Source organism: Hylemonella gracilis str. Niagara R (assembly GCF_000600295.1).
GTDB lineage: Bacteria > Pseudomonadota > Gammaproteobacteria > Burkholderiales > Burkholderiaceae_C > Hylemonella > Hylemonella gracilis_A.
In genome coordinates this window covers 783,804-804,299 of record NZ_JEMG01000001.1, presented here as the reverse complement: position 1 = coordinate 804,299, position 20,496 = coordinate 783,804, and the positions used below count along the sequence as shown (strand labels likewise).

Here is a 20,496-nt window from a genome sequence, read left to right as displayed (position 1 = left end):
CGCGCGGAATAATCAGCACTCTGACTTCACGCGTGCCGATGGCTTCCCCCTCATGACCTCACTCCCCGCACTTCCCTTCTCCAAAGTCCGCCGCGCCGCCGGCTTGGTCTTCCTGTCTGGCGACCTGCCGATCGCCGCCGACGGCAGCGTGCCCGAGGGCATCGAGGCCCAGACTGCGCTGACCCTGCAACGCATCGCGGCCACCCTGCACGGTGAAGGCCTCAGCCTGGCCGATGTGGTGTCGGTCACCGCCCACTTGGTGAACCCGGCGGACTTCGCCGGCTTCAACCGCGTCTACGCCGAAGCCTTCCCGGAACCGCGCCCGGTGCGAACCACCGTGCGCGCCGACCTGATGCTGCCCAAGGCGCTGCTCGAACTGACCGTCATCGCCAGCGCGCAACCATGAGCAAGACCACCATCGTTCTGGGTGCCGGCATGGTCGGCACCTGCACCGCCCTGCACCTGCAGCAGCGCGGGCATGCCGTTGTGCTGGTGGACCGGCGCGACCCGGGCGAGGAAACGTCCTATGGCAACGCCGGCATCATCCAGTGCGAGGCCGTCGAGCCGTACCCATTTCCGCGTGCGCTGGGCAAGCTGCTGCGCGCTGCCTTCAAACGCGGCGGGGACGTGAACTACCACTACTCCGCGCTGCCGGCGCTCGCAGGCCCGCTGGCGCGTTACTGGCACAACTCGGCACCCGCACGCTACCCGGCCATCGCGCAGGCCTACGGTCGTTTGTCCGACCATGCCATCGCCGAGCACGCACCGCTGATCGAGGCCGCCGGCGCGAACGACCTGGTGCAGCGCAATGGCTACCGCTGGGTATTTCGCGATCCCGCGACCCTGGAAACCGCGCTGCAAACGGCCGAACGTGTTGCACCGGAGCACGGACTGCGCCATGCGGCGCTCACGCCCGATGAACTGGCGCGGGCCGAACCCGCACTGAGGCAGCGCCTGGCCGGCGCCATCGACTGGCTTGACCCCTGGAGCGTGAACGACCCGGGTGAACTGGTCGGCCGTTACGCCGCGCTGTTCCTGCGCCGTGGAGGCCGCATCGCGCGCGGCGACGCCCGGTCGCTGCGGCAGGGCACCACCGGCTGGTCTGTCCGCTCTGAGGAAGGCGTGCTCGAGGCGGAACACGCGGTCGTCGCCCTGGGCCCCTGGTCCGACACGCTGCTGCACCCGCTCGGCTACCGCGTGCCGCTCTTCGTCAAGCGCGGCTACCACCGACACTACACCGGCGCCGTGGGGCCGATGCGAGCGCTGCTCGACATGGACCGTGGGCTCGTCATCGCGCCCATGAAACGCGGCGTGCGCATCACCACCGGTGCCGAATTCGCGCACCGCGATGCGTCGTCAACCCCCTGGCAATTGACGCGGGCCGAGGCCGCCGCGCGCGAACTGATCGACCTGCCCACGCCGGTGGAGGCCCAGCCCTGGCGTGGCGCGCGGCCCTGCCTGCCAGACATGAAACCGGTGATCGGCCCGGCACCGAAGCATCGCGGCCTGTGGTTCAACTTCGGTCACGCGCACCAGGGTTTCACGATGGGCCCCATCAGCGGCCGGGTGCTGGCAGAGATGGTGGACGGCGACACACCACGCGTCGATCCGCGCCCGTATTCGCCAGCGCGCTTCGGCTGAGTGCTGAAGAGAAGGCTCAGCGCTGTGCGACGATGCCTTCCAGCACCAGGCGCTGCACATTGTCCACGGCCTGTTCGAAGAAGGCGGGGTTGTCTAAGGTCTGCCCGGTGATGGCCTGCACCTGCACCGCGAAGTCGGCGTAGTGCTGGGTCAGCGCCCACAGAGCGAACACCAGGTGGTGCGGCTCCACCGGCGCCAGCCTGCCCGCGGCGACCCAGGCACGGATCACCTCGGACTTGGCGCTCACCAGGTCGCGCAGCTCGCGCGCCAGCTCGTCGCGCAGCAGGGGCGCGCCCTGAATCATCTCCAGGCAGAAGAGTCGCGAGGCATCGGGCCGGTCGCGTGAGATCACCAGCTTGCGACGGATGTAGGCGGCAATGGCCTCGCGCGGGTCCTGCTCCACCGTGAAACTGCGCAGCGGCTCCAGCCAGACCTCCAGCAGCTCACGCAGCACCGATACATAAAGCTCTTCCTTGTTGGCGAAGTAATACAGCAGGTTGCTCTTGGAGACGTCGGCGCGCGCGGCCACCTGGTCCACCGTGGTGCCATGCAGGCCGTAGCGGGAGAACAACCCCAGCGCCGCGCTGAGGATGGCGCTGCGCTTGTCCTCGATCTGCCGCAGCCGCCGGCTGCCCGGCGCCGCCGCGCGCACACCGCTCTTGCGCTGCGCACCTGCGCGCTCCCCTCGTTTGGACGACGGCTGCTTGGCCTGGGTTGCGCGCGACGCGGATGACGGAGATCGGGTGGATTTGCGGGGCAGGGGCGTGGGCATGGCAACGGTTCTTGGAGATGGCGCGGCGATGGCGGCGCCCGCCTGCGGCGTTGCCCCGCATCATGCATGAAGCGTGCAGGCCCGGCGCACCAGCCCAGCGCGCAAGCGCACCAGCGCAGCGCGCCGGGCCGTCCCGCAGATTTGTCCAATTGGTCCAAAGTTGGCATGGACGTTGCAAGACCTCCGCGTCCGCAGCCCGCGCGCCTCACCCTGGAGCCCGTCATGTCCGTGCTGAATGTTCCCGTCATCGATCTGCAGCCCTGGTTTTCAGGCACGCCCGAGGGGAAGGCGGCGGTGGCGCGCGCCGTCGACGAGGCCTGCCGGGGCATTGGTTTCCTGGTCATCACCCACCACCAGATCGACCCGGTGCTGATCCAGCGCGTGTCCGAGGCCTCACGCCAGTTTTTTGCCCTGCCGCTGGCCAACAAGCGCAAGGTGGACCGTCCCCGGGATGACGCGGTGCGCGGCTACAGCGCCGTGGGCGAGGAAGGCCTGTCCTACAGCCTCGAAGAAGCCGCGCCCGGTGACCTCAAGGAGTCCTTCTCCATCGGCCCCGGCAATGTCCCGGACGACGACTACCATCGCGGCCCGGCCGCTGGCGCGCACTTCGAACCCAATCTGTGGCCCGAGGCGCTTCCGGACTTTCGCGAGGCCTACACCGCGTACTTCGAGGCCATGAGCGAACTGTCACGCTCGCTCATGTGCATGTTCGCGCTCGGCCTGGGCCTGCCCGAAACCTTCTTCGACGACAAGATCAACGAACACATCAGCATGTTCCGCGTGCTGAGCTACCCGGCGCAGACCGAACCGCCGCTGCCCGGCCAGATGCGCGCCGGCGCCCACAGCGACTACGGCAGCCTGACCATCGTGCGGCCTGACGGGCCAGGCCTGCAGGTGTTCAACAAGGCCGGCCAGTGGGTGGACGTGCCGCACATGCCCGATGCCTTCGCGGTCAACATCGGCGACCTGATGATGCAGTGGACCAATGACCAGTGGACCTCGACGCTGCACCGCGTGGTCAACCCGCCCTTCGACGACGCGATGAAGAACACGCGGCGGCAGTCGCTGGTGTTCTTTCACCAGCCCAACTACGACGCCATGATCGAGTGCCTGCCCGTGTGCCTGGCCCCGGGTGAAGCCCCCAAGTACGCCCCCATCAGCTCGGGCGACCACCTGACCTCCAAGTTCGTCAAGCAGACGACCTTCGGCGGCACCAAGCTCGCGGCCTGAGGCAGGGCAACGACCATGGCGCATCTCTCCTACGTGAACGTGTTCGCCAAGGACGTGGTCGCCCTTTCGGGCTTCTACCAACGGGTCTTCGGCTTCCCTGAAATCGAGTCCATCCGCTCGCCCATCTTCCGCGGGCTGGACACGGGCCAATCCAGCCTGGGGTTCAACGCGCTGGACGCCTACGAACTGCTGCAGCTCTCCGAGTTCTCGGACACGCGCGGCGTGAAGTTCCTGCTCAACATCGACGTGGACAGCAAGGACGAGGTGGACCGCAGGGTGCCGCTGGCGGTCGAAGCCGGCGCCACGCTGATCAAGCCCCCGTATGTGACGTACTACAACTGGTACCAATCGGTGCTGCTCGACCCCGAAGGCAATGTGTTTCGCATCAACTTCATGATGTGACGGCCAGCACAAGGCCCCGCCATCACTCCGCCTCCACCCCCACTTTCCTCCTCCCGCCCCTGATCAGAAAGGCCTTCCCATGTTGCGCAAACTGTTCTCCCTCATCGCGGTGAGCCTCACGGCGACCACCGCCTCCGTGACACCGGCTGTCGCGGCCGACGGTTACACCCTGCCCGGCAAACCGTCCATCGCGATGCTGTACTACGGCCCCAAGAACGATGGCGGCTGGACCCAGGCCTTCGACGAGGCCCGCGTCAAGATCGAAAAGGAACTCGGCCTGAAGATCAACTTCGTCGAGAACATCACCGAGGACGCCTCCGTCATCAAGCCCGCGGCGGAACGCTTCATCTCGCGCGGTGCCAACATCGTGATCGGCACCGCCTTCGGCCATTCCGACGCCTTCAAGGACCTGGCCGCCAAGTACCCCAAGGTGGCCTTCCTGAACGCCTCGGGCACCACCAACGGCCCCAACCTCGAATCCTTCTACGGCCGCACCTATGAAAGCCAGTACCTGTGCGGCATGGCCGCTGGCGCGACCTCCAAGACCGGCAAGCTGGGCTTTGTCGCGGCCAACCCCTTTGGCGTGGTGAACTGGACCATCAACGCCTTCGCCCTGGGCGCGCAGAAGATGAACCCCAACGCGACCGTGAACGTGATCTACACCGGCACCTGGAACGACCCGGTCAAGGAACGCGCAGCCGCCTCGGCCCTGATCGACCAGGGCGCCGACGTGATCGGCCAGCACGTGGATTCGCCCACGCCGCAGATCGTCGCCCAGGAACGCGGCGTCTACGGCACCGGCCACCACCGCGACCTGCGCCAGTTCGCGCCCAAGGCCACGCTGTGCTCGTCCGTCTGGGTCTGGGACAAGTTCCTCGTCACCGAACTCAAGAAAATCATCGCCGGTGGCTGGAAGCCGGCGCCCTACGGCGCCTTCATCCCGCTCAAGGACGGCGGCACCGACATCGCAGGTTTCGGCCCCGCCGTGCCGGCCGACAAGGCCAAGCTGATCCTGGCCGAGCGCGACGCCCTGCTCAAGGGCAAGCAGATCTATGCCGGCCCGCTGCTCGACCGCGACGGCAAGCAGCGCGTGGCCGCCGGTCAGGTTCTGTCCGATGGTGATCTCTGGAAGATGGACTGGTTCGTCAAGGGCGTGGTAACCCAGAAATGAGAGGGAGCATGAGCGCCGCGCCGGGCCGCCCCAAGCAAGCTCGCACCCCCTCGGGGGGCAGCGATGCCACGCAGTGGGGAGCATGGGGGGCGGTTTTGCCCGCCGCGCCGGGCCGCCCCAAGCAAGCTCGCGCCCCCTCGGGGGGCAGCGAACCACACGCAGTGGGGAGCGTGGGGGCCTCATGACCAACGCGCTGGCCCTGCGGGGCATCCGCAAGACCTTCGACGGTTTCCTCGCCCTGGCCGACGCCCATTTCGAGCTGCGCTGGGGCGAGGTGCATGCCCTGCTGGGCGAGAACGGGGCGGGCAAGTCCTCGTTGATGAACATCGCCGCCGGGCTCTACAAACCCGAGGCTGGCGAGTTGCTGGTGGATGACAACCCGGTGCGCCTGCAGGGACCACGCGACGCGGCCCGCCAGCGCATCGGCATGGTTCACCAGCATTTCAAGCTGGTGCAGCCGTTCACAGTGGCCGAGAACATCCTGCTCAGCCTGCCCGAATCCGAATTCGAGTCCGAAGCCCTGACCAGCCATCGCCAGCGGCTCGCGGCGGTCGAAGCGCGCGTGTGCGCGCAAGCCGAGGCCCTGGGTTTCGCCATCGACCCGAAGGCGCGCATTGATCGGCTGTCCATCGCCGAGCAGCAGCGTGTCGAAATCCTCAAGGTGTTGCTGGCCGGCGCCCGCATCCTGATCCTGGACGAACCGACTGCGGTGCTGACGGACCAGGAAGCCGCTCGCCTGCTGGAAACCGTGCGCGCGCTGGCGCGGGACGGCGCAGCCGTCGCGCTGGTCACGCACAAGATGGCCGATGTCAAGGCCTACGCCGATCGCGTGACCGTGATGCGGGGTGGGCGCACCGTGGCCACGGTGGACCCGGCCGAGACCTCGGTGACAGAGCTGGTGCGACTGACCGTGGGCCCCGGCGTGGACGCGGGCAAGGCCCAGCCCGACCGCGCCGCCCACGCTCCGGGTGTGCCGCTGCTGGTGATCCGTGACCTGCGTGGCACGCAGTCCCGAGGCCGCAGCGCGCTCGATGGCGTCAACCTCACGGTGCACGCGGGCGAGATCTATGGCATCGCCGGTGTCGGTGGCAACGGCCAGAGCGAACTGGCTGCCGCCCTCATGGGCCTGCCCGGCACCACCGAAGGCGAGATCCGCCTGCAGACCCTGGACCTCCGGAACCTGCCCCCGGCGCGGCGCGATGCGCTGCGCATGGCCGTCATCCCGGCCGACCGCTACCGCTTGGCCCTGGCCGGCAACCTGTCCGTCGCCGAGAACTTCGGCATCGGCCAGGTGCGCGGCGGCCGTTACGGCGGCTGGGCCTGGCTGCGCCGACGCCGGCTCGACGCCGACGCGCGTCAGGCCGTCGCGGCCTTCGACGTACAAGGCGTGCGCTCACCGGCACAGAAAGCCGCGCTGCTGTCAGGAGGCAATGCGCAAAAGCTGGTGATCGCGCGCGAGTTCAGCAAGCAGCCCCGCCTGGTGCTGGCGCACAGCCCCAGCCGCGGCCTGGACGTGCGCGCCAGCGCCGAGGTGCACACGCGCCTGCGCGCCGCCCGCGATACCGGTGCCGCCGTGTTGTTGATCAGCGAAGACCTGGACGAAGTGCTCCAACTGGCCGACCGCATCGGCGTGATGGCTGGCGGACGCATCGTCGCCGAATTCGAACCACCGGCCGATCGCCAGGCGATTGGCCAAGCCATGACCCACCATGACTGAGCTCGCGGCCCCGACAGACGCGGCCACCTCCCCAACCTCCACGATCACGCGCCGCCGCGAGCCCCTGCTCAGCCGGCGCTACACCCTCGAAGTCCGCCAACACATGCCCTGGCCCCGGCAGGTGCTGGTGCTGCTGCTGGCCGTGGTGGCGGGCCTGGGCACCTCGGGCGCCATCCTGGTCGCGGCCGGCGTGCCGGCGGGTGAACTGTTCCAGGAATTCGTGATCGCCACCATCTTCGACACGCAAAGCCTGCAGGCGGTGTTGTTCCAGGCCTCACCCATGATCATGGTTGGGCTGGCCGCCGCCATCGCCTTCCGCGCCAGATTCTGGAACCTCGGCCTGGAAGGCCAGATGGTCTGGGGTGCGATTGGCGCGACGGCGATCTCGGTGCTGGAGGTCGGGCCGCCCGCGCTGCGCCTGCCCCTGATGCTCTGCGTGGCGGCGGCCTGCGGCCTGCTGTGGGCGCTGGGGCCGGCGCTGCTCAAACTGCGCCTGGGCGTCAACGAGATCATCGCCACGCTGATGCTGAACTACGTGGCGGGCAATTTCCTGCTGCACATGGTGTATGGCGCCTGGAAAGACCCGCAAAGCTCCTTCCCGCATTCGCCACAGTTCCGCAGCTTTGAGCGGCTGCCCGAATTCCTGGGTCCTTCGGGCGCGGCGATCACGCTGGCCTTGCTCGCCATGCTGTTGGCCTGGTGGCTGGTCAACCTCAGCCGGGCGGGCTTCTACTTGCGCTTCGTCGATGCCAACCCGGGCGTGGCGCACGCCACGGGCGTGCCCACGAACCGCATGGTGCTGCTGGCGGTGCTGGTCTCGGGCGCCCTGGCGGGCGTGGCAGGTTTTCTGGTGGCGGCCGGGCAGGAGGGGCGCCTGACCCAGGCCTTCCACCATGGCTACGGCTTCTCGGGCATCCTGATCGCCTTCCTCGCGCGCAACCACCCCGTCGCGGCCACGGTCGTGGCCCTGCTGATTGCCACGCTCTTCGTGGCCGGCCGCAGCCTGCAGGTCTTCTACCAGGTGCCGTTCTCGATGGTGCAGCTGATCCAGGCCATCATCGTGATCTGCGTGGCCTCGTCCGATTTTTTCATCCGCTACCGCCTGCGTCGCGTGTTGCCAGCATGAGGTCACCATGGAACTGATGGGTCACTGGATCAGCAGCATCCCCGACTTCGCCGTGCCCTATGCGCTGGCCGCGCTGGGGCTGATCCTCACCGAACGGGCGGGGGTTCTCTCGCTGGGCGCCGAGGGCCTGATGCTGGTGGGCGCGCTGGTGGCCATCGGCATGCAACTCACCTTCGGCTCGACCTTGGTGTCCCTGACCCTGAGCATGCTGGCGGCCAGCCTGGTGTCGGTGCTGTTCGCCATCATGGTCGTCTGGCTGCGCGTCCACCAGGTGATCGCGGGCCTGGTACTCGTGTTCTTCTGCCAGGGCCTGTCCAGCCTGCTGGGCACGTTGCTGGGCTGGACCAGCGTACCGGTCACGGCACAGGGTCCAGTGGCACTGTGGCCCTTGTCCGAGCTGCCCGTCATCGGTGGCCTGTTCGTGCAAAACCCCGTGGCCTTCCTCACGCCCTTCATCTTCCTGGCGGCGGTGTGGTTTCTCAATCGCAGCGGCACCGGGTTGAAATGGCGCGCCGTGGGCGAGAACCCGCAGGCGGCGGATGCAGCCGGCATTCCGGTCAGCGCCTACCGCTTCGTCGCGGTGCTCGCGGGCGCGGCCCTGGTGGGTCTGGCCGGCGCCTACATTTCGCTGCTGTCCACCAAGCTCTGGATCGCCGGCATGACCGGCGGGCGCGGCTGGATCGCGGTGGGCTTGGTCATCTTCGCCCGCTGGTCGCCCTGGAAGGCCCTGGCCGGCGCGGTGCTGTTCGGCTGCGTGGAGGCGCTGATCCCGCAGCTGGCTGCGGCCGGCATCCGACTGCCACAGTACTTCGTGCTGATGACACCCTACGCCATCACCCTGGGCGTGATGGTCTGGGTGGCCCTGGGCCGGCGCCAGGGCAGCGACGCCCAGCCCGGCGCCCTGGGCGAACCGTATGTGCGGGAGGAACGGCGATGAAAGTCTGGGTCTACGACCAGCCGCGCGAGGTGCCGGCCGCCGATTTCCGCGATTACCTGGACCCGGCCAGCACGGCGGTTCTGTCCATCGACATGCACCGGGGCCATCTGGAAGACAGCCCCGATTGCCCTTGCCCCGCGCCGCGTGCGCGCGACGTGGTCGCGCCCATCGACGCCTTTCACCGCCAGGCGCGGGCGCTGGGCGTGCCCATCGTGCACATCAAGTCGGTGCTGCGCGCCGGTGGCGCGGACGACCTGGCCGGCATCCCGGCCGCATGGCGGCGCACCTTCCCGCTGCATGTCGGCCCGATTCCGAACGCCGCGGCCCATGCCATCGAAGGGAGCCCCTGGACCGAGTGGGTGACCGAGGTGCTGCCCCAGGACCTGCGGGTCGAGAACAAGCGCAGGCTGTCGGCCTTCTACCCGACCGACCTGGACTTCCTGCTGCGCAACCAGCGCATCAGCACCGTGGTGTTCGACGGTGGTTTCACCGACTGCTGCGTGCTCAACAGCGCCTTCGACGCCAACAACCTCAACTACCGCGTGATCGTGCTGCGCGATCTGGTGCGCGGGACCGACGACCACCTGGAGTCGGCCGCGCTGTCCATGGTGTCCCTGCACCTGGGGCTGGTCATGACCTCGCAGGACTTGCTGGCGGGCTGGCGGCAAGGTTTCCCGGCCTGAGCCGATCCCGGGCCAGGCGCCGCCGCGATGGGGTGACCTGCGGGAAAATACCCGAAATGCCCGGCTGTCATGCGCGCAGCAGAAAATATAGCGCTCAAGTACCTCCCCCGGCTTGCCGATAGGATGACGAGTCCTATAGGATTTCGCAATTCATCCGCGAATCCGGACCAGACCACGGGAAATCGGGATCACGACAACCATGAAAACACGCACCGCACCGTCCTTGCGCCAGCAGTTGCACGCCTTGTTCACCGGCGCCGCCGTGCTGGCCCTGATCGCCACCGCCCTGGCACCCGTACTCGGTCATGCCCAGGCCCAGGCGCCCTCCTCGCAAAGCGCTGGCGGCCCTGTCAGTCTTCCAGTCGCCCCTCAGGCCGACGTGGCGACCAGCCCTGTACGCCAGCCCGCGACCGAAGCGGCCCCGGTCCGCGTGGAGGGCGGCAGCAACACCATCGCCAACCAGATCAAGGACGCGATGAACGGCGGCGACGCCACGGGCAAGCAGCTCAACATCATCATCGACCAGAACAGCAGCAGCGGCGGCATGGCTCCCGGCACGCAACCGCCGAAGAACCCTGGCGCCGCGCCGCAAGGCAGCAAGCCCACCACCAGCGCGCAGACGCGCAAGGCCGAACAGCAGGGCCAGGCCCGCCTGGCGCAATCCTCGAACCCGCGCAACGCCCCGGGCATCGTGATCCGCGCCAAACCCCTGCCCGCACCCAAACCCAAGACCCCGCCGGAACCCGAACTGCCCGAGCACTGGAGCTACGAAGGCCTGGGTGGCCCGCAGAACTGGCACAAGCTCAAGCCCGAATACGCCATGTGCGGCAAGGGCAAGATGCAGTCACCCATCGCCATCCGCGACGATGACACCCTCAAGGGTCCGGCCGAGCCGCTGCTGTTCACCTACAAACCCAGCAAGGGCACGGTCACCGACACGGGCCACGGCATCGAAGTCAAGGTCTACAACACCGACAACGTGCTGAGCGTGCGCAACACCAAGTACCGGCTACTGCAGTTCCACTTCCACGCCCCGGCCGAAGAAACCATCAACGGCCAGCGTTTCCCACTGGGCGCGCACTTCGTGCACAAGAACGACATGGGCCAGCTGGCCGTGGTGACGGTGCTGTTCGAGACCGGTGAGCCCAACGCCCTGGTCGAAAGAGTCTGGACCCACATGCCCCTGGGACCGAGCGACAGCGTGCGCCTGCCGCCCGACCTGGTGGACATCAACGACATCCTGCCGAAGGACCAGCGTTATTACTCCTACTTCGGTTCGCTGACCACGCCGCCCTGCACTGAGGGCGTGTTGTGGCTGGTGCTCAAGCAGCCGGTGCAGATCAGCCCCGAGCAGCTTTACATGTACAACCAGCTCTACAGCAAAACGGCCCGTCCGCTGCAGCCGCGCAACAGCCGCACCATCCGCGACGCCATCACGCTCACGGGCGCGATGCCCGCAAACTGAGTCCGGGGCCACGCTGGCCAAACGGCCAGCCCAGCTGAGTTGAACTGAAACAGGCCCTGCACGCAGGGCCTGTTTTCATTTGGCAAGCGACTTCAGCGCGAGGCGGATGCCGTCGCTCACGTCCACGTCCTTGGGCAAGGCCTTGAGCGCGGCGGCCGCCTCCTTGTCGCTGTAACCCAGGGCCAGCAAGGCCTGCTGGATATCGGCCTGCGCGTCATGCGCCACCGCAGCCGCGCCAGCCCCCGCCACGCCGATGTCGGCGCCGAGCTTGCCCTTGAGCTCCAGCAGCAGACGCTCCGCCGTCTTCTTGCCCACGCCGGGCGCCTTGAGCAAGCGGCCCATCTCCTGCTGGGTCACGGCCTGGGCCAGCTCGGCCACGCTCATGCCCGAGAGCACGGCCAGCGCCGTGCGCGGCCCCACGCCGCTGACCTTGATCAGCTCGCGGAAGGCGGCGCGCTCGGCGTCCTCGCCGAAGCCGTAGAGCAGTTGCGCGTCCTCGCGCACCACGAAGTGCGTGAGCAGCGTCACGGGCTGGCCCAGCGCGGGCAGGTGGTAGAAGGTGTTCATGGACACCTGCACCTCGTAGCCCACGCCGTGGCAGTCCACCAGGACCTCGGGGGGATTTTTCGCGAGTAGGGTGCCGGAAAGCCTGCCGATCATGGGGAACCTATCATTCACTGTGTTTGAAACCGACCGGAAATTATCCACCCCTGCATCCCAATGATCCTGCGCCACGATTTCACCCCGCCCAACAACACACGCCTGGCCAATCTCTGCGGCCCCGCCGACGAGCACCTGCGCACCATCGAAACCGCGCTGCTGGTCAAGATCGCCCACCGGCACGAGCAGTTCAAGATCGACGGCGCGAAGAAACCCGCGCAACGCGCGCTCGAAGTGCTGCAGGCGCTGTATGAGATGGCGGCGCGCCCCGTGCAGCCGGACCATGTGCAGCTCATGCTCGCGGGCGACAGCAGCATGACGCTGGACGACGGTGGCGAAGTCCTGCACACCCGGCGGCAGGACCTGCGCGCCCGCACGCCCAATCAGGCGCACTACATGGAGAGCATCGCCAACCACGACATCACCTTCGGCATCGGCCCCGCGGGCACCGGCAAAACCTACCTGGCCGTGGCCGCCGCCGTCGATGCGCTGGAACGCAGCGCGGTGCAGCGCATCGTGCTAACGCGCCCGGCCGTGGAAGCCGGGGAACGCCTGGGCTTCCTGCCCGGTGACCTGACGCAAAAGGTGGACCCGTACCTGCGCCCGCTCTACGACGCGCTCTACGACCTGATGGGTTTCGAGAAAGTGCAAAAGGCCTTCGAACGCAACGCACTCGAAATCGCGCCCCTGGCCTTCATGCGCGGGCGCACGCTGAACAATGCCTTCGTCATCCTCGACGAAGCGCAGAACACCACGCCCGAGCAGATGAAGATGTTCCTGACCCGCATCGGCTTCGGCGCGCGCGCCGTCGTCACGGGGGACGTGAGCCAGATCGACCTGCCCAAGACACAGCTGAGCGGTCTGGTCGACGCCGAACGCGTGCTCAAACGCGTCAAGGGCATCGCCATCTGCCGCTTCACCAGCATCGATGTGGTGCGCCACCCCCTGGTCGCGCGCATCGTCGATGCCTACGACAAGCGCCGGACTGAAAGTACACACGCCGGAGACCGCGCATGAAAGCCAGCCCACGCACGACTCGCTCGTCTGCCCATCCGTCCAACGATCTGCCGGATCTTGCGCTGGACCTGCAGTTCGGCGCCGCCGTGCCCGAAGCGCACAAGAAGCTTCTGGGCAAGGCCCGCGTCACGCGCTGGATGCGCATGGCCCTGTTGCGCGATGCCGAGATCACCGTGCGTGTCGTCGGCGCCGCCGAAGGCCGCGCGCTCAACCGCGACTACCGGAACAAGGACTACGCCACCAACGTCCTGACCTTCGACTACACGCAGGAGCCGGTCGTCACCGCCGACCTCGTGCTCTGCGCGAGCGTGGTGGCCAAGGAAGCGAAGGAACAGAACAAGACGCTGGAAGAACACTACGCCCATCTGCTGGTGCACGGCACCCTGCATGCGCAGGGGTACGACCATGAGACCAGCGAAAGCGATGCGCTGGAGATGGAGGCGCTGGAGGTGTTGTTGATGGAGGGGATGGGGTATACAAGTCCGTACTAATTTTTTCTTAAAAAGACTACAAAAATCATCCTTACACTTGCCTCCAAGAATTTACATAGTCGGCAATACCCCGCATACCTGCCTTCATTCGTTGCAACTCTTCCTTGGAGTAATACGGTACCTCATCAATCGGATCAGGCATTTCATTCGGCCAGTCAATGAAGTCATAGATCACCTTGATAGAACGTTCTTCTATTCCAGCCGCCAGCTCAGACTCATCTGTTTCAAAATAGTTCTTATGGGCCCCCACACTTCCAGGTGAGATTGGTTCCAGTAGTTCATAGAACCTTCTACGCCAGTACTCTTCTTCACCAATGTAAGTATCTTTTAGCCCTTGTGAGTGACAAGAGATTCGGCTCGCATTCTTTCCACCCGTCAGCAGTAGCCTTGCTGACGTCAACCACTTCAATCTATCCCTCACAGGGATTGACGATTTCCCATCATTCGTGAGCACCTCATACGCACGCTGCATGCAACGCACAGCATGCTCAAAGTACTCTCGATCGTCATTCACAATTCTTGCTATGTCTGCGTCAGAACGCTGTGTACGGATAGTTAACAGCAACCCTACAAAACTGACGAAAGCCAACACTGGAGAAAGAACACCACCAAGGTAGTCACCAAATGCGCCCCAATCGGAAGGATTTCCTGAAATAGTGGAGGTACGGAAGTTCCATATCCACAAAAGGGACGTGATTAAAAATCCAACAACTACGGAGACAATCAAACCCCTCTCAAGCTTCATTTCCACCTCTCACGTTGACAAATATTGGCATCCTTTAGCGCTATCAATTGATTGCCAAAGGCACCGTCACCGGCCCGTCATTGACCAGATGCACCTGCATGTCCGCCGCGAACTGCCCAGTCTGAACAACAGGATGTGAACTCCGCGCCTGGGCCACGAAGTAGTCGTACAGCCTGCGCCCCTCGTCTGGCGGCGCGGCATTGGTGAAGCTGGGCCGGTTGCCACTGGAGGTGTCGGCAGCCAGCGTGAACTGGCTGACGATGAGCAGGCCTCCACCCACATCCACCACACTCTTGTTCATCTTCCCGGCGTCATCCGAAAAGATGCGCAGCTTGAGGATCTTGGCCAGCAGCTTGTCGGCCACGGCCTCGCTGTCGCCGCGCTCGGCGCAGAGCAGCACCAGCAGTCCTTGATCAATGGCACCGACGGTTTGGCCCGCGACGTCGACGCGGGCTTCTTTCACACGTTGCAGTAAAGCGAGCATGAGAAGGTTTATAACCCGGCCCATGCTGACCCGCCCCCGTTCTACCGCGTTGCTGATGGGCTTGTTGCTCGTGGTCCAAGGCTGCGCTTCCACCGGCGACGCCCGGGCGCAGGCGCAACAGGCGGCCGAGGCTCGTGCACCGGCCATCCAGAGCGCCGCGCCGCCCGCGTTCAGCCTGGCGCGGCAGCGCACCCTGGCCGCCGTCTGCGCTACCTGCCATGGCACCGAGGGCCGCCCCCCGAAGGATTCCATCATTCCTCCGCTGGTCGCGCTCCCTCGGGGGTACATGGTGCTGCAGTTGCGCGACTTCCGCGACGGCCGGCGGCCGTCCACCGTGATGCAGCAGATCACCCTGGGTCTGACGGACGCGGAGATCGAGGCCGTGGCCTTCTACTACTCGACGCTCAAGCGCTGAGCGCGGCAGCCAAGCGTCTGGCGCGCTCCCGCCCGCAGCCTCAGGCCGGACGGCTGCGCAAGGCCCGGCTCAGCATCACCACCGGAATCAGGCCCACCAGCACCAGGGCCAGCGCGGGCAGGGCGGCTTCACCCAGGCGCTCGTCGCGTGCCAACTGGTAGGTCACCACGGCCAGGGTGTCGCTGTTGAAGGGACGCAGCACCAGGGTGGCGGGCAGTTCCTTCATCACGTCCACGAAAACCAGCAGGGTTGCCGCGATCAGCGGGCGACGCAGCAGCGGGCCGTGCACGCGCGTCAGCAGGCCCCAGCCGCCCGCGCCCAGCAGGCGCGCGCTGTCGTCCAGGCTGGGCGGGATGCGCGCGTAGCCGCTCTGCACGGACTCCAGCGCGACGGCGGTGAAGCGCACCAGGTAGGCCCAGACGATGCCCAGCGAGGTGGCGGTGATCCAGTACGAGAGGCTGCTGCTCGGCCAGTTCGTCTGCACCCAGCCCACGGGCAGCAGCAGGCCGACCACAACCACGGCGCCCGGCACGGCGTAACCCAGGCCGGCGATGCGGACCACGCCGCGCGTCAGCGGATCGGGCCGGCGGCGCAGCGCGAAGGCCAGCAGCAAGGCCACGGCCACGGCCAGCACGGCGGCGATCAGACCCAGGCGCACGCTGTTGGCGGCCCAGCCCAGAAAGCGGTCCCAGGGCAAGTCGGCCCAGTTGCCCAGCAGCGGGTGCAGCATGAAGAGCACGGGCGCGACAAAGCCCATGACGATGGGCAGCGCGCAGACCAGCCAGGCCCCCCACCGTCCCCAGGACAGCCCGCCCCAGCCCGCACCTTGCAGATTCACGGGCCGCGCTTGCTCGCCCGAGGCTGCGGCGCCGCCCGCGCCACCGCGCGCCGTGACGAAACGCAGGCGCGCGCGCGAGCGTTGCTCCAGCCACAGCAACACGGCCACCGCGCCCAGCAGCAAGGTCGACAGTTGCGCGGCGGCGATGCGGTGGTCCATGGCCAGCCAGGCCTTGTAGATGCCGGCGGTGAAGGTCTGGATGCCGAAGTAGCTGGACACGCCAAAATCGGCCAGCGTCTCCATCAGGGCCAGCGCCACGCCCGCGGCCACGGCGGGACGCGCCAGGGGTAGGGCCACCATGCGCACGCGGGCGCGCAGCGGCGCGCCGAGCAGGCGCGCGGCTTCCATCAAATGCGCGGCGCGTTCGGCCAGTGCGGTGCGTGCCAACAAGTAGACGTAGGGATACAAGGAGAACGTCAGCACCCAGGCGGCGCCCCAGGTGTTGCGGATCTCGGGGAACATGCGACCCTCAGCGCCGGTCAGCGCCCGCAGGCCCTGCTGGAAGGCACCGCTGTACTGCAGGAAGTCCGTGTAGGCGTAGGCCACCACATAGGCCGGCATGGCCAGGGGCAGAAGCAGCGCCCACTCAAAAAAGCGCCGGCCTGGAAAGTCGAACAGGGTGACGGCCGCCGCCGTGGCGAGCCCCACCAGGGTCACGCCCAGGCCCACCAGCAGACACAGCAGCAAGGTGGTGCCGATGTACCGCGGGAGGACGGAAGACGCCATCTCGCGCACCACGTCCAGCGCGCGCACGCCCTCCTCCAGGCCGCCCACGCCCATCCAGGGCGTCAGGTCGCCCGGCCACCAGGCGACGAACAAGGCCAGCACCGGCAGCATCAGCAAGGCCGTGAACACCAACAGAAGGACCGGACGCAGCCAGGCCAGGCACTGGGACCATGCGGAAGACGGGAAAGAAAGAGGCACGGGGGAGAACTTGGGATGGAAGGCGGGGGCGGAAGCGGAAGTGGGCTCGGCGAGGTTAACGCAGGGCCACAAGGCCGCCCGGAGCAATTGAGAATTGTACGCATCTACAATGCTCTCCATGTTCCTGGAAGTCCAAGACCTCGATGTGCGCTACGCGGGCGCGCCCCAGTCCGCCGTGCGCGGTGTGTCGCTGCAATTGAACGCGGGTGACATCGGTGTGTTGATCGGCCCTTCGGGCTGCGGCAAGACCACGCTGCTGCGCACCGTGGCCGGTCTGGAGCAGGTCAGCGGCGGCGAGATCCGCCTGCAGGGCCGCGTGGTCGGCAGCGCGGGCCTGCAGTTGCCGCCCGAGGAACGCCGCATCGGCATGGTGTTCCAGGACTATGCGCTCTTTCCCCACCTGACGGTGGCGCGCAACGTCGGTTTTGGCCTGGAACACCTCAAGCCCAAGCCGGACGCCGCGGAACGCCAGGCCCGCGTGCGCGAGGTGCTGGCCCTGGTGGGCCTGGAAGGCTACGAGGCACGCTACCCGCATGAACTCTCCGGCGGGCAGCAGCAACGCGTGGCCCTGGCCCGCGCGCTGGCGCCGCGGCCCCAGCTGCTGCTGCTGGACGAGCCCTTCTCCAACCTCGACGTGGACCTGCGCGAGCGCCTGGCGCACGAGGTGCGCACCATCCTCAAGGCGGCGCAGGCCACGGCGCTGTTCGTCACGCACGACCAACTGGAGGCCTTCGCCATCGGCGACCACATCGGCGTCATGCACGAAGGTCGCCTGCACCAATGGGCTGACGCCTACACGCTCTACCACCGGCCAGCCACGCGCTTCGTGGCGGACTTCATCGGCCATGGCGTGTTCGCACCCGCGACCGTCAGCGAGGTCAATGGCCGTGTCGTCGTGCAGACACCGCTGGGAGAACTGAGCGAGGTGAATTCCAGCCACTTCGCCGACGCCCACCCAGGCGAGGGCCGCGACATCCTGCTGCGCGCCGACGACATCGTGCACGACGACAGCGCGCCAGTGAAGGCGGAGATCCTGCGCAAGGCCTTCCGCGGCTCGGAATTCCTCTACACCCTGCGCCTGGCCAATGGCCAGACCGTGCTGGCCCATGTGCCCAGCCATCACAACCACCGCATCGGCGAATGGATCGGCATCCGGCCCGAGGTGGACCATGTGGTGACGTTCCCGGCACGGGACTGAGGGCACAGGCCTGCGCGCTCACTTCAGCGCCTCGGCACAGCGCAGTAGCTCAGCGCTTCAATCCCTCAAGGCCGCGCTGCCTCGGTGAAGAAGCGGATGCGCTCGGCGTCCGCCGGATGGCTGGACAGAGCGATGGGCAAGCCGCCTTCCTCGCGCGTGCGACGCGCCGGCTGACGCGCGGCCATGCGCTCGAAGAACACCACCATGGCCTCGGGCGAGAGCCGGTTGGCGCGCAAAAGGCGCACCGCCTCGGCGTCGGCCTCGCGCTCGGCATGGCGTGAATAGTCCATCTGCGCCAGCAGCAGAGGCACGGCGCCCAGCAGGCTGCTGAAGTCACCCACCACCACCGACACCGCCGCCGAGGCCAGCGTCAGCCGCGCCAGAGACTGCATGCCGTGGCGCAGGCGCACGTGGCCGTATTCATGGCCCAGCACGCCGAGCAGGGCATCGTCGCGGCCGTCCAGCAGTTGCACCAGTTCGTCGGTGACGATGATGTGGCCGCCGGGCAGGGCCAGCGCGTTGGGACCGATGCCGCCTCGGGTGGACTTGCCCTCGCCTGTGCCGCCCTCGTCCGTGGGTTCTACGCTGGGGGTGTCCGTGCTCGACGCGGATGGCGGGTCCAGAGTCTCGGACCCGGGCACACCCGCGCGGAAGTGCAACGTCCAGGGCACGGGCGCTGCGTCCATCGCCCGCAGGGCCTGGTCCAAGGCAGCGCGCAATTCGGCCTGGCGCTGCGCTGGCAAGCTACTGGGCGACAGCAGGTGCGCGTCCAGATACCCGAGCGCTTCTTGGCCCAAAGCCTCATCCACCTGCGCAGGCAAGGCCCGCACCACTTGCACCGCCGCCCAGGGCAAGCCCCAGCGGTAGCCGGCCAAGAGCAAGCCCAGCAGCAGGACCAAGGCCAGCAGCACGCCGCGCCAATGCAGCTGCGCGCGCACCACCCAGCCGTCGCTGTGCCCGAGGGCGACACGCCAGGCGTCGAAGGCCGCCGCATCCGCCACCTGCAAGGAACCACCGTGAGCCAGCAGGATGACGCGCTGTCCGTGGCGCGTGCGTTCGGGCCATTGCACCTGTTTCAGTGGCCACCGCGCGATTTCCACCCCGCTCGCTTCCCTTGACACAGTCGACGCGCTTTCCTCGGCAACACACCAGGCCCGCAGGTCCCCACGGTCCACGTCCAAACGCACCGGCAATGGCCGCGCGCTGCGGCCATCGAAGTACAGCGCTTGCGGCGACTCAGCGTTCAGCGAGGATGTTGAGGGTGAGACGTTGGACATGCGGTTTGCCTGTCAGACAGAACTCGAACTCAAAGGCCCAGATCCAGGCCGAACAGGTCCCCGGCCGCTTCCCCCGTGGCCGTGGCGGCGTTCGCATCCTGCGCAGCCACCAGTTCGTCCAGGTTGACCGTGGCCAGCAAGGACACGGCCTCCAGGCGCAGACGCGCATTGGCCACCTTGGCGTAGGGGTGGTACAGGCCGATCGTGAGAAGGGTCAGCAGCCAGTTCTTGAACCAGAGTTTGATCAAGGCGATGGCTGACAAGGTACTGCGGAAGGCCAGGCCCGGGCTGCGGGTGCCGTTCCAGACCAGGTTTTGCAGGCGGGCTGTGAAGTATCCGCCGACCACGCACAAGACCGCCAGATACGCGACGATCAGAATGGCCGTGAGCAGCCAGTTCGACGACAAGGCACCGACCTTACCCAGCGCAAAAATCGCGAGTCCCGCGACCAGCAGCACTAACAGGAAATAAACAAAGGCAACACCGAACAGGCGATAGAACTTGCTAGCGCCAACATGGAACGCGGCTTGTTCGTTGGCGATCGCCAAATGACCTTGTTGATAACGCCTGTGCAGCCAGAAACCGGCAGGGATCAATACAAGAGCGACGGGATAGGACAACAGGATCAAAACCAAGGCGTGGCTCCTGAGCACCTGCGACTGCAGGCTGGCCAAAGTGACGCCAATGAAAAACACCAAAAGCACCGCAATCAGCAACGAGAACGCGTGGTATGACCCACCACGCGTGCCGGTGAACCGAAAGCGCAGTCCTCGCCACCCGGTATTGGCCAGCCTGAATCGCAAGGAGGCATGCCACAGGGCCGGCCACGCCAACATCAGAAGCGCAAAAGCCAACAACCCGACGACGGGCGACAGGTAGTCTGCTGCGTTGTACACACCCACAAGTAATACGGCAAACACATAACCCCGGAACATCGCCCAAGGCTGTCCATGGAAGGACAGCGGGTGCCCGCCCACCTCGGTCGCGCCGTAGAAATACTTCAGCCGCCGCGTCTTGGCAAAGGGGTAGTAGAAGCCGACGGTCACCAGCGTGAGCAGCAGGTTGACGATCCAGATGCGGAAATATTCGCTACCCGAGCCGACGAAACGGATGCCGAGTTCGGTCGGACGCGGCTCCCCCGGCTGGGGTTCGGACGGCGCGAGGCCGCCCTGATCTTCGATGTGCTGCAACTTGCGGCTCCCTGAGTCATGGATGGTTCAGCCATTCTCACGCGCGAGACCTGAGGCCCCGCGCGGAGGACCGAAACAAACCGTAAAAATCAAGCCCGGAGCGAACCGATGGC

Annotated in this window: 21 protein-coding genes; 14 read left to right on the top strand and 7 right to left on the bottom strand. The window is 66.7% G+C overall.

Annotation, left to right across the window (positions count from 1 at the left end):
* Window positions 1-52 precede the first annotated feature (52 nt).
* The gene (locus AZ34_RS03670) at window positions 53-406 is read left to right on the top strand and encodes a RidA family protein (protein ID WP_035604907.1); all 354 of its coding nucleotides are present in this window, start codon (window positions 53-55) and stop codon (window positions 404-406) included.
* Window positions 403-1,641, top strand: a complete 1,239-nt coding sequence (locus AZ34_RS03665) for an NAD(P)/FAD-dependent oxidoreductase (protein WP_035604905.1) — start codon at window positions 403-405, stop codon at window positions 1,639-1,641. The genes AZ34_RS03670 and AZ34_RS03665 overlap by 4 nt, the downstream gene beginning before the upstream one ends.
* Window positions 1,642-1,657: 16 nt before the next feature.
* On the opposite strand, the gene rutR is transcribed toward AZ34_RS03665, so the two are convergent.
* A complete protein-coding gene (rutR, locus tag AZ34_RS03660; RefSeq protein ID WP_051509504.1) occupies window positions 1,658-2,413 on the bottom strand; it encodes an HTH-type transcriptional regulator RutR in 756 nt (251 codons plus the stop codon).
* A gap of 222 nt (window positions 2,414-2,635) precedes the next feature.
* Between rutR and AZ34_RS03655 the strand changes: the two genes are divergently transcribed.
* From AZ34_RS03655 to AZ34_RS17515, 8 genes are all read left to right on the top strand, one after another.
* Window positions 2,636-3,643, top strand: coding sequence for an isopenicillin N synthase family dioxygenase (locus AZ34_RS03655; protein WP_035604897.1), 1,008 nt, complete (start codon window positions 2,636-2,638; stop codon window positions 3,641-3,643).
* 15 nt (window positions 3,644-3,658) lie between these two features.
* Entirely contained in the window at window positions 3,659-4,045 is a 387-nt protein-coding gene (locus tag AZ34_RS03650) for a VOC family protein (protein WP_035604895.1), read from the top strand.
* Between the two features lie 79 nt (window positions 4,046-4,124).
* Window positions 4,125-5,216 (top strand): BMP family ABC transporter substrate-binding protein, encoded by a 1,092-nt coding sequence (locus tag AZ34_RS03645; protein ID WP_035604893.1) that lies wholly within the window; start codon window positions 4,125-4,127, stop codon window positions 5,214-5,216.
* Between the two features lie 181 nt (window positions 5,217-5,397).
* On the top strand, window positions 5,398-6,933 hold the full coding sequence (locus AZ34_RS03640; protein WP_035604891.1) for an ABC transporter ATP-binding protein: 1,536 nt from the start codon (window positions 5,398-5,400) through the stop codon (window positions 6,931-6,933).
* On the top strand, window positions 6,926-8,059 hold the full coding sequence (locus tag AZ34_RS03635) for an ABC transporter permease (RefSeq protein ID WP_035604888.1): 1,134 nt from the start codon (window positions 6,926-6,928) through the stop codon (window positions 8,057-8,059). The genes AZ34_RS03640 and AZ34_RS03635 overlap by 8 nt, the downstream gene beginning before the upstream one ends.
* Window positions 8,060-8,066: 7 nt before the next feature.
* Window positions 8,067-8,996, top strand: a complete 930-nt coding sequence (locus AZ34_RS03630) for an ABC transporter permease (protein ID WP_035604885.1) — start codon at window positions 8,067-8,069, stop codon at window positions 8,994-8,996.
* The gene (locus AZ34_RS03625; RefSeq protein ID WP_035604883.1) at window positions 8,993-9,679 is read left to right on the top strand and encodes a cysteine hydrolase family protein; all 687 of its coding nucleotides are present in this window, start codon (window positions 8,993-8,995) and stop codon (window positions 9,677-9,679) included. The genes AZ34_RS03630 and AZ34_RS03625 overlap by 4 nt, the downstream gene beginning before the upstream one ends.
* Before the next feature lie 199 nt (window positions 9,680-9,878).
* Window positions 9,879-11,144 carry a carbonic anhydrase gene (locus AZ34_RS17515; RefSeq protein ID WP_081767063.1) on the top strand — a complete coding sequence of 422 codons (1,266 nt, stop codon included), beginning with the start codon at window positions 9,879-9,881 and terminating at the stop codon, window positions 11,142-11,144.
* A gap of 75 nt (window positions 11,145-11,219) precedes the next feature.
* Here the strand turns inward: AZ34_RS17515 and ruvA are convergent, their stop codons facing one another.
* A complete protein-coding gene (gene ruvA, locus AZ34_RS03615; RefSeq protein WP_035604881.1) occupies window positions 11,220-11,804 on the bottom strand; it encodes a Holliday junction branch migration protein RuvA in 585 nt (194 codons plus the stop codon).
* A gap of 60 nt (window positions 11,805-11,864) precedes the next feature.
* Between ruvA and AZ34_RS03610 the strand changes: the two genes are divergently transcribed.
* Entirely contained in the window at window positions 11,865-12,821 is a 957-nt protein-coding gene (locus AZ34_RS03610) for a PhoH family protein (protein ID WP_035604879.1), read from the top strand.
* Window positions 12,818-13,312 (top strand): rRNA maturation RNase YbeY, encoded by a 495-nt coding sequence (gene ybeY, locus AZ34_RS03605; protein WP_051509502.1) that lies wholly within the window; start codon window positions 12,818-12,820, stop codon window positions 13,310-13,312. Before AZ34_RS03610 ends, ybeY begins: the two co-directional genes overlap by 4 nt.
* 31 nt (window positions 13,313-13,343) lie before the next feature.
* Here ybeY and AZ34_RS18180 read toward each other — a convergent pair whose 3' ends face one another.
* Entirely contained in the window at window positions 13,344-14,057 is a 714-nt protein-coding gene (locus tag AZ34_RS18180) for a hypothetical protein (RefSeq protein WP_231495452.1), read from the bottom strand.
* Window positions 14,058-14,100: 43 nt separating this feature from the next.
* On the bottom strand, window positions 14,101-14,541 hold the full coding sequence (gene dtd, locus AZ34_RS03595) for a D-aminoacyl-tRNA deacylase (protein WP_035604876.1): 441 nt from the start codon (window positions 14,539-14,541) through the stop codon (window positions 14,101-14,103).
* Between the two features lie 22 nt (window positions 14,542-14,563).
* Between dtd and AZ34_RS03590 the strand changes: the two genes are divergently transcribed.
* Window positions 14,564-14,956, top strand: coding sequence for a c-type cytochrome (locus AZ34_RS03590; protein ID WP_051509500.1), 393 nt, complete (start codon window positions 14,564-14,566; stop codon window positions 14,954-14,956).
* A 40-nt stretch (window positions 14,957-14,996) separates the two neighbouring features.
* Here the strand turns inward: AZ34_RS03590 and AZ34_RS03585 are convergent, their stop codons facing one another.
* A complete protein-coding gene (locus AZ34_RS03585) occupies window positions 14,997-16,631 on the bottom strand; it encodes an ABC transporter permease (RefSeq protein WP_231495567.1) in 1,635 nt (544 codons plus the stop codon).
* A 205-nt stretch (window positions 16,632-16,836) separates the two neighbouring features.
* On the opposite strand from AZ34_RS03585, the gene AZ34_RS03580 reads away from it, so the two are divergent.
* Window positions 16,837-17,916 (top strand): ABC transporter ATP-binding protein, encoded by a 1,080-nt coding sequence (locus AZ34_RS03580; protein WP_035610782.1) that lies wholly within the window; start codon window positions 16,837-16,839, stop codon window positions 17,914-17,916.
* 65 nt (window positions 17,917-17,981) lie between these two features.
* On the opposite strand, the gene AZ34_RS03575 is transcribed toward AZ34_RS03580, so the two are convergent.
* Together AZ34_RS03575 and AZ34_RS03570 are read right to left on the bottom strand one after the other, a co-directional pair.
* On the bottom strand, window positions 17,982-19,193 hold the full coding sequence (locus tag AZ34_RS03575; RefSeq protein WP_155831710.1) for a M48 family metallopeptidase: 1,212 nt from the start codon (window positions 19,191-19,193) through the stop codon (window positions 17,982-17,984).
* 29 nt (window positions 19,194-19,222) lie between these two features.
* Window positions 19,223-20,383: a YjgN family protein gene (locus AZ34_RS03570; protein ID WP_035604869.1), complete on the bottom strand. Its 1,161-nt coding sequence runs from the start codon at window positions 20,381-20,383 to the stop codon at window positions 19,223-19,225.
* Window positions 20,384-20,496: the final 113 nt, after the last annotated feature.

Coding starts and splice junctions, on each gene's coding strand:
- AZ34_RS03670 (WP_035604907.1), top strand. CDS start 53: ATGACCTCACTCCCCGCACTTCCCTTCTCCAAAGTCCGCCGCGCCGCC.
- AZ34_RS03665 (WP_035604905.1), top strand. CDS start 403: ATGAGCAAGACCACCATCGTTCTGGGTGCCGGCATGGTCGGCACCTGC.
- rutR (WP_051509504.1), bottom strand. CDS start 2,413: ATGCCCACGCCCCTGCCCCGCAAATCCACCCGATCTCCGTCATCCGCG.
- AZ34_RS03655 (WP_035604897.1), top strand. CDS start 2,636: ATGTCCGTGCTGAATGTTCCCGTCATCGATCTGCAGCCCTGGTTTTCA.
- AZ34_RS03650 (WP_035604895.1), top strand. CDS start 3,659: ATGGCGCATCTCTCCTACGTGAACGTGTTCGCCAAGGACGTGGTCGCC.
- AZ34_RS03645 (WP_035604893.1), top strand. CDS start 4,125: ATGTTGCGCAAACTGTTCTCCCTCATCGCGGTGAGCCTCACGGCGACC.
- AZ34_RS03640 (WP_035604891.1), top strand. CDS start 5,398: ATGACCAACGCGCTGGCCCTGCGGGGCATCCGCAAGACCTTCGACGGT.
- AZ34_RS03635 (WP_035604888.1), top strand. CDS start 6,926: ATGACTGAGCTCGCGGCCCCGACAGACGCGGCCACCTCCCCAACCTCC.
- AZ34_RS03630 (WP_035604885.1), top strand. CDS start 8,067: ATGGAACTGATGGGTCACTGGATCAGCAGCATCCCCGACTTCGCCGTG.
- AZ34_RS03625 (WP_035604883.1), top strand. CDS start 8,993: ATGAAAGTCTGGGTCTACGACCAGCCGCGCGAGGTGCCGGCCGCCGAT.
- AZ34_RS17515 (WP_081767063.1), top strand. CDS start 9,879: ATGAAAACACGCACCGCACCGTCCTTGCGCCAGCAGTTGCACGCCTTG.
- ruvA (WP_035604881.1), bottom strand. CDS start 11,804: ATGATCGGCAGGCTTTCCGGCACCCTACTCGCGAAAAATCCCCCCGAG.
- AZ34_RS03610 (WP_035604879.1), top strand. CDS start 11,865: ATGATCCTGCGCCACGATTTCACCCCGCCCAACAACACACGCCTGGCC.
- ybeY (WP_051509502.1), top strand. CDS start 12,818: ATGAAAGCCAGCCCACGCACGACTCGCTCGTCTGCCCATCCGTCCAAC.
- AZ34_RS18180 (WP_231495452.1), bottom strand. CDS start 14,057: ATGAAGCTTGAGAGGGGTTTGATTGTCTCCGTAGTTGTTGGATTTTTA.
- dtd (WP_035604876.1), bottom strand. CDS start 14,541: ATGCTCGCTTTACTGCAACGTGTGAAAGAAGCCCGCGTCGACGTCGCG.
- AZ34_RS03590 (WP_051509500.1), top strand. CDS start 14,564: ATGCTGACCCGCCCCCGTTCTACCGCGTTGCTGATGGGCTTGTTGCTC.
- AZ34_RS03585 (WP_231495567.1), bottom strand. CDS start 16,631: ATGCTGCCGGTGCTGGCCTTGTTCGTCGCCTGGTGGCCGGGCGACCTG.
- AZ34_RS03580 (WP_035610782.1), top strand. CDS start 16,837: ATGTTCCTGGAAGTCCAAGACCTCGATGTGCGCTACGCGGGCGCGCCC.
- AZ34_RS03575 (WP_155831710.1), bottom strand. CDS start 19,193: ATGTCCAACGTCTCACCCTCAACATCCTCGCTGAACGCTGAGTCGCCG.